Genomic DNA, 12974 nt, shown 5'->3' with positions numbered 1-12974 from the left:
GTAAGCGTTACTTCCAGAGCTGAGCGGCAAACACTACCAGAATGCCGATGGGCGCCACGTAGCGCATCAAGAACAGGGACAGGGCAAACAGCGCCGGGTTACGAATCGACAACTCGTCACGCACCGCCTCACGCCCCATCACCCAACCGGCAAACAGCACGAAGCACAAGCCACCGAGCGGCAACATGATCCGCGAGGTGAAGAAATCAATCACGCCGAAGAAGTCCAGACCGCCTGCCGCCCCCCATTGGTAGAGGTGAAACAGCCCGCCATCGTTCACGAAAAATTTGGCTTCCTTCCAGATATTGAAGGAGAAAACCGTACCCAGACCGACGAACCAGCAAATGAATGCCAGCCAGAAAGTCACCCAGCCACGGCTGATTTTCGTGCGTTCAACCAGATAGGCAACCATCGGCTCGAGCAGGGAAATCGCCGAGCTCCAGGCGGCAATTGCCACCAGGACAAAGAACACCACGCCCATCAACTGGCCGAAAACCACGTTACCGAAGGCAAATGGCAGACTGACGAACATCAGGCCCGGACCTTCGCTAGGGTTCAAACCGCCAGCAAACACAATCGGAAACAATGCCAGACCGGCCACCAGCGACACGAAGGTGTCGAGCAGTGCCACACCGACCACCGTGCCGGACAACGAGGCTTCCTTGGTCATGTAAGCGCCGTAGATCATGATCGAGCCGACGCCCACGCTCAGGGAAAAGAACGCATGGCCCATGGCGGGCAGCAAGCCGTCGAGGACTTTTTCCGGGTGGAAATCGAACATGAAATGCACGCCTTCCATGAAATGCCCGGTGGTCATGCTGTAACCCAGCAACACCAGCACCATCACGAACAGCAGCGGCATCATGATCCGCAGACTGCGCTCAAGCCCGGCAACCACGCCTTTGGCGATCACCACGGCCGACAACAGCATGAAAACTGTGTGCCAAAGTGTCAGGCGCCAGGGATCGGAGATGACATTGCCGAAATAAGCGCCGACCTGCTCCGCCGTGGCGCCCTGGAAGTCGCCGCGCCCCATGTCGATGATGTAATCCAGCGACCAGCCGCCAACCACACTATAGAAAGACAGGATCAGCAACGCCGTGATCATCCCGGCAAATGCGCCCCACGACCACTTGCCCGAATGCCCGGCTTCCAGCGCCAGCACCTTCAGGGCGTTCGCCGGACTTTGCCGTGCGCGGCGGCCGATCAGGGTTTCAGCCAGCATGACCGGGATCCCGATCAGGGCGATGCAGGCCAGAAACATCAGCACGAAGGCGCCGCCGCCGTAGACCCCGACCATGTAGGGGAATTTCCAGATGCTGCCCAGTCCCACGGCCGAACCGGTCGCGGCGAATATGAAAACCCAGCGGCTAGCCCAACTGCCGTGGACAGAAACCTTGTCTGTCGACATTGAATATCACGCCCAAGCGTTAGAAAAAGAGGCCGCATTGTCCGGGATTCACTCAACGTGCTCAAGCACGCAGCATCACCGTAGCCGAGGACCGTTTATCTCCATATAATGCCGCCCCTATGGCTAAACAGAAGAAACACCCAACAGGGACCATCGCGCAGAACAAAAAGGCGCGACACGATTACTTCATCGAACATCGTTTCGAGGCTGGTCTGGTCCTGGCCGGCTGGGAAGTAAAAAGTCTGCGGGCAAGCAAGCTGCAACTGGTCGACAGTTACGTGCTGCTCAAGGATGGCGAAGCCTGGCTCCTCGGCAGTCACATCACGCCGTTGATGACCGCCAGCACCCACGTCATCGCCGATCCGACCCGCACCCGCAAACTGCTGCTGAACAAGCGCGAGCTGGAAAAACTCGCCGCTGCCGTGCAACAGAAAGGCTACGCCTGCGTGTGCCTGTCCTTCTACTGGAGCAAGCACATGGTCAAGTGCGAAATTGCTCTGGGCAAGGGCAAGAAGGAATACGACAAGCGTGACACCGAGCGCGAACGCGACGCCGGTCGTGAATTGCAGCGCGCCGTGCGCAACAAGGGCAAGGAAGAATAATTTTCCTGCTTTCAAAGATCGCAGCCTGCGGCAGCTCCTACAAAGGAATGAGAATTTCCCTGTAAGAGCTGCCGAAGGCTGCGATCTTTTTGCCTCTAAAAGCTACATTCCCCTGCGCCGCTCCGCCCGAGCCATGCGCTGAACTTCCTGCCGTACCTCCTCCAGCACTTCCTGCACATACAGAATGTGCCGACTGGAAACCTCCCGCGCCTGCTCCGCACGCCCCTCGATAATCGCCAGATACAGCTCCCGGTGCTGAGAGATCAGCATGTCGCGGGTTTCCGTGCGCTGCTTGTACATGCCGCCAATGTTGGTCACCACGTTGCGCTTGAGCAGATCGAACAACCCGCGAATGGTGTGCAGCAGCACTGCGTTGTGGCTGGCTTCGGCGATCGCCAGATGAAACTTCGCATCCGCCGCGCCCTCTTCCGCCCGGCTCACTTCGTCATGCCGCGTATAGCAATCCTGCAACTCATTGAACGCAGCAGTCAGACGCTCACGATCCACATCCGTGGCGCGCAATGCTGCGTAATAGGCGCACGATGCCTCCAGAGTGTGCCGAAACTCCAGCAAGTCGCGCTGCGCCTCGGGATTGCTCTCCAGCAGCAATAGCAGAGGATCACTGAAGGTCGAGCCGAGCGTTTCCACCACATAATTGCCGCCGCCCTGGCGACTGACCAGCAAGCCCTTGGCCGCCAGTTTCTGAATCGCTTCGCGCAAAGACGGACGCGACACGCCGAACTGCTCGGCCAAGGCTCGCTCGGCCGGAAGCCGCTCACCGGACTTCAGCGTGCCCTCGAGGATCATCCCCTCGAGGCGCTCGACAATATCGTCAGACAAACGGCGCTGACGAATCTGATCAAACCCCATAACTCAATTCTCCACGATCCCGACCGCGCGCCGGGCTCTCTATTCTGGCCTATCGGCGCCCCGCCGACACCTGTCAGCGCACATTCGCCCGACCGGATCAGATGCCCTCTGCACCGCTTATTCGACAAAAGTTTCAGGGCGACAAATTGACACACCGACATCAAGGCTTTTACCCTAGCCAACAGCGATTGTAAATTGGTATTACCAATTAACCAAGAACGCTGACAGTGCCTGACCAACAACAATTAGGGGCCACCCCATATGCAAACCTGGCAACAGCTCTATACCCCGCTCGGCAGTCTCGGCGTCTCCGCACTCGCGGCCGTCATCCCCATCGTTTTCTTCTTTCTGGCTCTGGCGGTGTTCCGCCTCAAGGGTCACGTGGCCGGCAGCATCACGCTGGCCCTGTCGATTGCCGTGGCGATTTTCGCCTTCCACATGCCGGTCGACATGGCCTTCGCCGCGGCCGGATACGGCTTTGCCTACGGTCTGTGGCCGATTGCCTGGATCATTGTCGCGGCGGTGTTCCTCTACAAACTGACAGTCAAGAGTGGCCAGTTCGAGGTCATTCGCAGTTCGGTGCTGTCGATCACCGACGACCAGCGTCTGCAGGTGCTGCTGATCGGTTTCTGCTTCGGTGCATTTCTTGAAGGTGCCGCCGGCTTCGGCGCGCCAGTGGCGATTACCGCCGCGCTGCTGGTCGGTCTCGGCTTCAACCCGCTGTACGCCGCCGGCCTGTGCCTGATTGCCAACACCGCGCCAGTAGCGTTTGGCGCACTGGGCATTCCAATCATTGTTGCCGGGCAAGTGACCGGCATCGACGCGTTCAAGATCGGCGCCATGACCGGTCGCCAACTGCCACTGCTGTCGCTGTTCGTGCCGTTCTGGCTGGTGTTCATGATGGACGGCCTGCGTGGCGTGCGTGAAACCTGGCCGGCAGCACTGGTCGCAGGCCTGAGTTTCGCAGTGACCCAGTACTTCACTTCGAACTTCATCGGCCCGGAGCTGCCGGACATCACCTCGGCCCTGGCCAGCCTGATTTCCCTGACCCTGTTCCTCAAAGTCTGGCAGCCAAAACGCGCCGCCGGCCAACACATCGCTGGCGCCGTTTCGGCCTCGGCAGTAACCGCCAGCGCAGGTGGTTTCGGCCAGAAACGCAGCACCGTGGCGTCGCCTTACAGCCTCTGGGAAATTTTCATTGCCTGGTCGCCATTCCTGATCCTCACCGTGCTGGTAACCATCTGGACCCTCAAGCCGTTCAAGGCCATGTTTGCCGCCGGCGGCTCGATGTACGCCTGGGTGTCCAACTTTGCCATCCCGCACCTTGACCAACTGGTGATCAAGACTGCTCCGATCGTCGCCACCCCGACCGCCATCCCGGCCGTGTTCAAACTCGACCCGATTTCCGCGACCGGTACCGCGATTTTCTTCTCGGCGCTGATCTCGATGCTGGTATTGAAGATCAACTTCAAAACTGGTCTGACCACTTTGAAAGAGACCTTCTACGAACTGCGCTGGCCGATTCTGTCGATCGGCATGGTGCTGGCCTTCGCTTTCGTCACCAACTACTCGGGCATGTCTTCGACCATGGCGCTGGTCCTGGCCGCGACCGGCGCAGCCTTCCCGTTCTTCTCGCCGTTCCTCGGCTGGCTGGGCGTGTTCCTCACCGGCTCGGATACCTCTTCCAACGCCCTGTTCAGTTCGCTGCAGGCGACCACCGCACACCAGATCGGCGTCAATGACACCCTGCTAGTAGCCGCCAATACCAGCGGCGGTGTGACCGGCAAGATGATCTCGCCACAATCGATCGCCGTGGCCTGCGCCGCGACCGGGTTGGTGGGTAAGGAATCGGATCTGTTCCGCTTCACTCTCAAGCACAGCCTATTCTTTGCCACGATTGTCGGCCTGATCACTCTGGCCCAGGCTTACTGGTTCACCGGCATGCTGGTGCACTAAACCTATAAACAAAACGGAAATAACCGACGCCGGCTGGTGATTCCGGCGTCAGCAATTCACACCCCGGTCTGTAAGGCTGCTGAAAGCAAGGCTCTTTATATTCAGCAGTCTCAACAGACGGATAACCGGGCCCACCCGGAGACACGCCTGATGAGCGAGCTTTTTTACAACGCTGTGCCCAACGCCACCCGCGTCGCACCGCCACTGCCCGAACCTCGGCAGTACCCCAGCGAGAAACCGTCGCGGGTCTATCTGTTCGGCACGTGCGTGGTCGACCTGTTCTACCCCGAAGCCGGGATGGACGCGATCCACTTGCTCGAGCGTGAAGGGATCAAGGTCGAGTACCCGCAAGGGCAGAGCTGCTGCGGGCAACCGGCCTACACCTCGGGTTACACCGAGCAGGCGCGTACGGTGGCGCGTTCGCAACTGGCGCTGTTTGCCGGGGATTATCCGGTGGTGGTGCCGTCGGGTTCCTGCGCGGGCATGTTGCGCGAGCATTACGCCGACTTGTTCAAGGACGAGCCGCAAACGTTGAAACAGGTGCAGGCACTCGCGGCCCGCACCTATGAGCTGGCCGAGTTCCTGCTGTTCGTCTGCAAGGTGCAGCTCAAGGACAGCGGCGAGCCGGTCAAAGTCGCGCTGCACACCTCGTGTTCGGCACGCCGCGAGATGAACACCCACCTGCACGGCCGCGAGTTATTGGCGCAGTTGAGCAACGTGGAACGGGTCAACCACGACCACGAAAGCGAGTGCTGTGGCTTCGGTGGGACATTCAGCGTCCGTATGCCAGACATTTCCGGCGCGATGGTGGCGGACAAGACCCGCGCGTTGAAGGATTCCGGCGCGCACAAAGTGTTGAGCGCCGACTGCGGCTGTTTGATGAACATCAATGGCGCATTGGAGAAACAAAAAGAAGCGCTGCGCGGGCAACATCTCGCCAGCTTTCTGTGGCAACGAACCGGAGGTGCGCAATGAGCACCTCGACGATTATTCCTACGGTTGCCGTAGAAGAAGATTTCCGTACTCGGGCGCACAACGCCCTGGGTGATCAGCAGCTACGGAACAACTTCCGCACTGCGATGGATTCACTGATGACCAAGCGGGCAGCGGCTTTCAGCGATGCCCACGAAAGAGAACACTTGCGCGCCCTGGGCAACTCGATCAGGGCGCGTGCGCTCTCCAAGTTGCCCGACCTGCTCGAGCAACTGGAACAGAACCTGACCCGCAACGGTGTGACAGTGCACTGGGCGGAAACGGTGGACGAGGCCAATGGCATCGTCCTTTCGATCATCCGCGCTCACGAGGCGCGGCAAGTGATCAAGGGCAAATCGATGGTCAGCGAAGAGATGGAGATGAACCATTTCCTCGAGGCTCAAGGTGTTGAATGCCTGGAGTCCGACATGGGGGAATACATCGTCCAGCTCGACCACGAGAAGCCTTCACACATCATTATGCCGGCGATCCACAAGAATGCCGGTCAGGTCGCGTCCTTGTTCCACGACAAACTTGGCGTGGAGTACACCAAGGACGTTGACCAACTCATTCAGATCGGTCGCAGGGTCCTGCGGCAGAAATTCTTCGAAGCGGACATCGGCGTTTCCGGCGTCAACTTCGCCGTGGCCGAAACCGGCACCCTGCTGCTGGTGGAAAACGAAGGCAACGGACGCATGACCACCACCGTGCCGCCGGTGCACATCGCCGTCACCGGCATCGAAAAGGTCGTGGAAAACCTGCGCGACGTGGTGCCGCTGCTGTCGCTGCTGACCCGCTCGGCGCTGGGCATTCCGATCACCACCTACGTCAACATGATCTCCGGCCCGCGCAAGGAACATGAACTCGACGGCCCGCAGGAAGTGCATCTGGTGCTGCTCGATAACGGTCGCAGCCAGGCCTTTGCCGACAGCGAACTGCGCCAGACCCTCAACTGCATCCGCTGCGGTGCCTGCATGAACCATTGCCCGGTTTACACCCGCGTCGGAGGCCACACCTACGGCGAGGTGTATCCGGGACCGATCGGCAAAATCATCACGCCGCACATGGTCGGTCTGGCGAAAGTCCCGGATCACCCGAGCGCTTCGTCGTTGTGCGGTGCCTGCGGCGAAGTGTGCCCGGTAAAAATTCCGATCCCTGCCCTGCTGCGGCGCCTACGCGAAGAGAACGTCAAAGCTCCGGACTCGCCGCATCAAGTGATGCGCGGCCAGGGCAGCAAGTATTCGCGCAAGGAACGCTTCATCTGGAACGCCTGGGCGAAACTCAACAGCTCGCCGACGCTGTATCGGTTGTTCGGTTTCTTCGCCACGCGCCTGCGCGCCCTGACCCCAAGCAATGTCGGCCCGTGGACACAAAACCACAGCGCACCAAAACCCGCCGCCCGCTCACTGCACGACATGGCCCGCGAGCATCTGGGCAAACAGGGAGATCGCTGATGAGCGCCAAGCAAAATATCCTCGCCAAGCTACGGAAAAGTCTGACCGGCGCCACACCGATTGCCGACGACTTCGACGTCGATCTGGTGACCCAGCCTTACACCTACAGCGCCGAGCAACGCATCCCGCAGCTGCGCAAACTGATGGAAGCGGTCCACACCGAGATCCATCTGACTACCGGCGCAGACTGGCCGACGCTGCTCGCGCAGTTACTGCGTGACCGTCAGCTACCGAGCCTGCTGATCGCACCGACTACGCCCCACGGGCAGCGCATCTCACAACACTGGGCGAACAATCCTGATCTGCCGACGCTGAAGTCCTACAACCGGCCGATGGAAGAATGGAAAGCCGAGCTGTTCAACGACACCCCGGCCAGCCTCACTGGCACTCTCGGCGCCATCGCCGCGACCGGCAGCCTGATTCTCTGGCCCACTCGTGAAGAGCCGCGATTGATGAGCCTGGTGCCGCCGGTGCATTTCGCCCTGCTTAAGGCCAGCGAAATCCGCGACAACTTCTATCAGGTGCAACAGGAATTCGAGTGGGCCCAAGGCATGCCGACCAACGCGCTGCTGGTGTCCGGCCCGTCGAAAACCGCCGATATCGAACAAGTGCTGGCCTACGGCGCACATGGCCCGAAAGACCTGGTGGTACTGATCCTGGAGGACCAATGACGCTTCCGGTGAATTTCTTGCGCGATGCGCAGCAACTGATTCCAGCGGAGCGCCGTTTTGACGATCCGCTGTCGACCTTGGCCTTCGGCACCGACGCCAGTTTTTATCGGCTGATTCCCAAACTGGTGATCCGCGTCGAGTCCGAAGATGAAGTGGTAGCGCTGCTGAAACTGGCCCAGCGCGATCAGGTTCCAGTGACCTTCCGCGCCGCTGGCACCAGTTTGTCCGGGCAGGCGATCAGCGATTCGGTGCTGATTGTGCTGGGGGATAACTGGAACGCTCGCGAGATTCGCGGCCAAGGCCTGCAGATTCGCCTGCAACCTGGAGTGATCGGCGCGCAGGCCAACGCGTGGCTGGCTCCCTTCGGGCGCAAGATCGGCCCCGACCCGGCGTCGATCAACGCCTGCAAGATCGGCGGCATCGTCGCCAACAACGCCAGCGGCATGTGCTGCGGCACCGCGCAAAATACCTATCACACGCTGGCCGGGATCCGTCTGGTACTCGCCGACGGCACCCGTCTCGACACCGAAGACGCCGCCAGCGTCGCCGCGTTTCGCGCCAGCCACGGTGATCTGCTGGAACGCCTGGCAACATTGGGCCGCGAGACCCGCGCCAATGCCGAACTGGCTGCGCGAATCCGCCACAAATATCGTCTGAAAAATACCACCGGTCTGTCACTCAACGCCCTGGTGGATTTCGACGAGCCTGTGGATATCTTGAGCCACCTGCTGGTCGGCTCCGAAGGCACGCTCGGCTTCATCAGCGCGGTGACCTACGACACGGTGGTCGATCACCCGAACAAGGCCTCGGCGCTGATCGTGTTCCCGGATGTGGAAACCTGCTGCAACGCAGTCACCGTGCTGAAAAGCCAACCGGTGTCGGCGGTGGAATTGCTCGATCGGCGCAGTCTGCGTTCGGTGCAGGACAAACCGGGCATGCCGGATTTCGTACAGCACCTGTCGAACAATGCCTGCGCGCTGCTGATCGAATCCCGCGCCGCCTCTTCCACTTTGCTGCAGGAACAACTGGCGCAGATCATGGCTTCGCTAGCCGGTTTCTCGGTGGAAAAACAGGTCGATTTCACTGAAGACCCGGCCGAGAACGCCAAGCTCTGGGCCATCCGCAAGGACACCTTCCCCGCCGTCGGCGCCGTGCGCAAAACCGGCACCACGGTGATCATCGAAGACGTGACCTTCCCGGTCGAGCAACTGGCTATCGGCGTCAATCGCCTGATCGCGCTGTTCGACAAACACGCCTACGACGAAGCGATCCTTTTCGGACACGCTCTGGAGGGTAATCTGCACTTCGTTTTCACCCAAGGCTTCAACAGTCCGGAAGAAGTCGCACGCTATCAGGCGTTCATGGACGACGTGGCGCAACTGGTGGCGGTGGAATTCGGCGGTTCGCTCAAGGCCGAACACGGCACCGGGCGCAACATGGCGCCGTTCGTTGAGCTGGAATGGGGCAGCGATGCCTATCAGTTGATGTGGCAGCTCAAACGTCTGCTCGACCCCAACGGCATCCTCAACCCCGACGTGGTGCTCAGCGAAGATCCGCAGATCCACCTCAAACACCTGAAGCCGCTGCCGGCGGCTGACGAGATTGTCGACAAATGCATCGAGTGCGGCTTCTGCGAGCCGGTCTGCCCGTCGAAAGGACTGACCCTCAGCCCGCGCCAGCGCATCGTGATCTGGCGTGACATTCAGGCGAAAAAACGTGCCGGCGTTGACACCACCGAGCTGGAACAAGCCTACGAGTACCAAGGCATTGAAACCTGCGCCGCGACAGGCCTGTGCGCGCAGCGTTGCCCCGTAGGCATCAATACCGGCGAACTGGTGAAAAAGCTCCGCGCCCGCAACGCCACGCATCAGAAAACCGCTGACTGGATCGAAGGAAATTTCGCCAAGACCCTGCAAGGCGCACGCTTCACCCTGCACGTGGCCAACGGCGCACGGATGCTGCTCGGCGCACCGCGCCTGGCGAAGCTGTCGGCAACCCTGACACGTTTGTCCAAAGGCCAGGTGCCGCTGTGGACCAGCGCGATGCCGCAACCGGAAAAAGCCATTCGCTTCAGCCCGAGCGTGTCCGACGAACGCCCACGCGTTGTGTATCTGGCCGCCTGTGTTTCACGGGTGATGGGCCCGGCAGCGGGCGACAAGGAGCAGATGTCGCTGTACGACAAGACCCGTGGCCTGCTGGAAAAAGCCGGTTACCAAGTGGTATTCCCGGACAATCAGGACAACCTCTGCTGCGGTCAGCCGTTTGCTTCCAAAGGCTACGCCGAACAGGCCGAGCACAAGCGTCAGGAGTTGATCAGCGCGCTGCTGCACGCCAGTCGCGGTGGACTCGATCCGATCTATTGCGACACCAGCCCGTGCACCTTGCGCCTGGTGCAGGACGTGGGAAATGTTCGCCTGGATCTGTATGACCCGGTGCGCTTCATCCGTACGCATCTTCTCGATCGACTGGAGTTCACCCCGCAAGAAGCACCGATTGCAGTTCATGTGACCTGCAGCACCCAGCATCTGGGCGAAAGCCAGGCGCTGATCGAACTGGCACGCAAATGCAGCAAAACCGTGGTGATTCCGGAAGGTATTCATTGTTGCGGGTTTGCCGGTGACAAGGGTTTCACCACGCCGGAGCTGAACAGCCACTCGCTGCGCACACTCAAGGACGCGGTGCAACATTGCAACGAGGGGATTTCCACCAGCCGCACCTGTGAGATCGGCCTGACGCAGCACGGCGGCATCGACTATCACGGACTGGTCTATCTGGTGGATCGGGTCACTCGAGCGAAGGCCTGCTAAAAGAAAGTTAGAACCCTTGAGCGAGGCGGTAGTCCACAGAACAAGCCCCGAACACGCGGGGCTTTTCCTCCTTTCGCAGGCCTGCTCTGACGGTCAGCGAGAGTCTGGATTCCTCAGTGCAAGGAGATACTCATGAAGCATTCTGTACTGTTTGGTCTGTTCGTTACTGCCTCGATGATGGCTTCTACTTCGTTCGCCGATGGCAAACCTGCCGACTTGTGCGAGGCGAATCTGCAAAAGATCGAAAGCGCCAAGACGCAATATCAGACGTCGCCGGATCTGAATTCGCGCGTCTCGGCAAGCGTCAGCAAAGCCCAGGCCCTTAAGGCTCAGGGCAGGATCGACGACTGCCTGGCGGAAACCCAGCAAACCCTTCTGGTAATCCAGAACTCGACGGGGGATACCAAGAAATAAACCTCGGGACGACCAGTCTTCAGGTGGCGTGATGCAGCGCGGTTCGGGTTGACGGGCCACGATGTAAAAAAAACCGAATTCCTGCGTGCGGCCGCGGTCGATTGAACAGGCCCACTACCAAACACGGCCTGTTACGACCTCGGCATCGCCGCCAGACCGTCCGGCAGCACCGAGACCAACCGTTCAAGGAGATACCCATGAAGCATTCTGCAATTGCTGGATTGTTCATCGCTGGTGCCCTGCTGACGTCGCCGGTGTTTGCGGCAGACAAAGACCTTTGTGCCGGGAATCTTCAAACCATCAAAGACTTCGTTACCAGTCAGCCGTCAATTCCCGAGACGTCCATGAACAACGTCAAGGAAGCGCAGAAAAAAGCTGAAGACGCGCAGGCGGCCGGCAATGACAAGGATTGCGTTGAGGTCACCTCTTCCTTGATAACCAAAATGCAAATCCGCAATCCAACGCGCAATTGATATGCCACGAGGCCAACCTTCGGGTTGGCCTCGCCGGCCGTTTGGCGTACACTGCGCAGGCTTGTTGCCTCACCTGATGTACGAGGCAATGAGTTCGGGGCCGATTAGGATTCGACGCCGGTGACGAAACTTTAGGTGCATGCCGACTTGGTAACAGAAGTCGTAAATCCACTGTTGCAACTTCTTATAGTTGCCAATGACGACCAATACGGTGCTGCTCTCGCTGCTTAATTGCAGCTGACATGCACTCCTGGTGCCTTCGGGCCCAGCAATCATCAGGGGATGTCTGTAAACCCGAAATGATTGTCATATAGAACAGAATCGCCGTGCAGTACGTTGTGGACGAAGCGGCTAAAACTTACACAACTCGCCCAAAGCACCCTGCCCGTCGGGTCGCTGAGGGTTAACTTAATAGACACGGCTACGCATGTAGTACCGACAGCGGAGCACTGGCGGACGGGGGTTCAAATCCCCCCGGCTCCACCAACTCTCGACGACAAAGCCCGCCTTGTGCGGGCTTTGTCGCATCTGGACATCAGCCAAACCGAGCACACAAACCCACAGCCTGCAGGCGATCAAACTCGATAACCCTGGCAATGCTCTGCCTACTCATAAAAAAGGACGACACGATGTCGTCCTTTTTCGTACCCGCATTCATCAGAATCAATGAACCGCGCTGATCAGATCCGGGCGGCTGGATTTGAGCATTGCCTCATTGACCTTGCCTTGAATCGAGCAGGTAAACATCCCCTTGCTGCCAGTCGTCAGCTCTTGCGGAGCAGGCTCGATCAGGAACACGCGCTCGGCACTGTCGACAACCAGCTTGCCCGCCGTTGCGGATGGGTCTTCCGGCTGCCAGTTGGATTTGCCGTGGGACCAGATTTCCGCGCGTGCGTAGAGCCCCTGCGACATGTCCATACGCGGCCCGCCCGCTTTTTCCAACTGGGTGTGGAGTTCATTCGGCGTCTGTTTGGCGTAGAACCCCCAACTGATGATGCGAGTGCCCATCAGGTCTGTATCTTCGGCGTAGAAGCCGGTCAACGACATGCCGTCAATTTCGACCGGCTTGGCGAACATCCAGCGCTGCCCCATATCGCTCTTGGTGCCGCCGGACAATTTGATCTGGCCATTTTCGACAGTGCTCGGCACCAGATTCTTGAACAAAGGTGATTGCACGACTGCCAGGGAGTGATCGTCACAAGCGGCAAACGACGCCACCGGCGAAGGTGCAGCGGCAACGCTGAAAGCAGAAAAAAGGGCCGCAATGGGCAACAGCAGGAAAATTGGTTTCATGGAATGACTCGAATGAAAGACTGAAGAAATCGACAGAGACGATATCACAAT

The 12974-nt window shown here is 59.4% G+C and carries 11 protein-coding genes and 1 other RNA gene; 9 read left to right on the top strand and 3 right to left on the bottom strand.

The features are described from left to right. Positions 1-7: 7 nt before the first annotated feature. On the bottom strand, positions 8-1411 hold the full coding sequence (locus ACOYXI_RS23200) for a sodium-dependent transporter (protein WP_007961408.1): 1404 nt from the start codon (positions 1409-1411) through the stop codon (positions 8-10). A gap of 119 nt (positions 1412-1530) precedes the next feature. On the opposite strand from ACOYXI_RS23200, the gene smpB reads away from it, so the two are divergent. Beyond that, positions 1531-2013 (top strand): SsrA-binding protein SmpB, encoded by a 483-nt coding sequence (smpB, locus tag ACOYXI_RS23195; RefSeq protein ID WP_003221505.1) that lies wholly within the window; start codon positions 1531-1533, stop codon positions 2011-2013. Positions 2014-2115: 102 nt separating this feature from the next. On the opposite strand, the gene ACOYXI_RS23190 is transcribed toward smpB, so the two are convergent. After that, entirely contained in the window at positions 2116-2883 is a 768-nt protein-coding gene (locus ACOYXI_RS23190; protein ID WP_461675350.1) for a GntR family transcriptional regulator, read from the bottom strand. Positions 2884-3144: 261 nt separating this feature from the next. On the opposite strand from ACOYXI_RS23190, the gene ACOYXI_RS23185 reads away from it, so the two are divergent. The 8 genes from ACOYXI_RS23185 to ssrA all read left to right on the top strand — a co-directional run bounded on the left by ACOYXI_RS23185 (position 3145) and on the right by ssrA (position 12116). Beyond that, on the top strand, positions 3145-4839 hold the full coding sequence (locus tag ACOYXI_RS23185; protein ID WP_461675349.1) for a lactate permease LctP family transporter: 1695 nt from the start codon (positions 3145-3147) through the stop codon (positions 4837-4839). Between the two features lie 150 nt (positions 4840-4989). Then, positions 4990-5814: a (Fe-S)-binding protein gene (locus ACOYXI_RS23180; protein WP_139055477.1), complete on the top strand. Its 825-nt coding sequence runs from the start codon at positions 4990-4992 to the stop codon at positions 5812-5814. After that, positions 5811-7265, top strand: coding sequence for a LutB/LldF family L-lactate oxidation iron-sulfur protein (locus ACOYXI_RS23175; protein WP_135294931.1), 1455 nt, complete (start codon positions 5811-5813; stop codon positions 7263-7265). Before ACOYXI_RS23180 ends, ACOYXI_RS23175 begins: the two co-directional genes overlap by 4 nt. Beyond that, positions 7265-7936: a LutC/YkgG family protein gene (locus ACOYXI_RS23170; RefSeq protein ID WP_461675348.1), complete on the top strand. Its 672-nt coding sequence runs from the start codon at positions 7265-7267 to the stop codon at positions 7934-7936. Before ACOYXI_RS23175 ends, ACOYXI_RS23170 begins: the two co-directional genes overlap by 1 nt. Further along, entirely contained in the window at positions 7933-10743 is a 2811-nt protein-coding gene (locus tag ACOYXI_RS23165; RefSeq protein ID WP_461675347.1) for an FAD-binding and (Fe-S)-binding domain-containing protein, read from the top strand. The genes ACOYXI_RS23170 and ACOYXI_RS23165 overlap by 4 nt, the downstream gene beginning before the upstream one ends. Positions 10744-10875: 132 nt before the next feature. Next, the gene (locus ACOYXI_RS23160; protein ID WP_027610766.1) at positions 10876-11157 is read left to right on the top strand and encodes a hypothetical protein; all 282 of its coding nucleotides are present in this window, start codon (positions 10876-10878) and stop codon (positions 11155-11157) included. A 197-nt stretch (positions 11158-11354) separates the two neighbouring features. Then, a complete protein-coding gene (locus ACOYXI_RS23155) occupies positions 11355-11630 on the top strand; it encodes a hypothetical protein (RefSeq protein ID WP_027610765.1) in 276 nt (91 codons plus the stop codon). 96 nt (positions 11631-11726) lie between these two features. Next, positions 11727-12116, top strand: a transfer-messenger RNA (tmRNA) gene (ssrA, locus tag ACOYXI_RS23150). Positions 12117-12293: 177 nt separating this feature from the next. Here the strand turns inward: ssrA and ACOYXI_RS23145 are convergent. Beyond that, positions 12294-12923 (bottom strand): hypothetical protein, encoded by a 630-nt coding sequence (locus ACOYXI_RS23145; protein ID WP_223008120.1) that lies wholly within the window; start codon positions 12921-12923, stop codon positions 12294-12296. Between the last annotated feature and the right edge of the window lie 51 nt (positions 12924-12974).

The sequence above is a fragment of the Pseudomonas sp. G3-19 genome (assembly GCF_054855875.1).
Note: the sequence above shows the minus strand (reverse complement) of the source record. Positions and strands in the feature narration are given on the sequence as shown.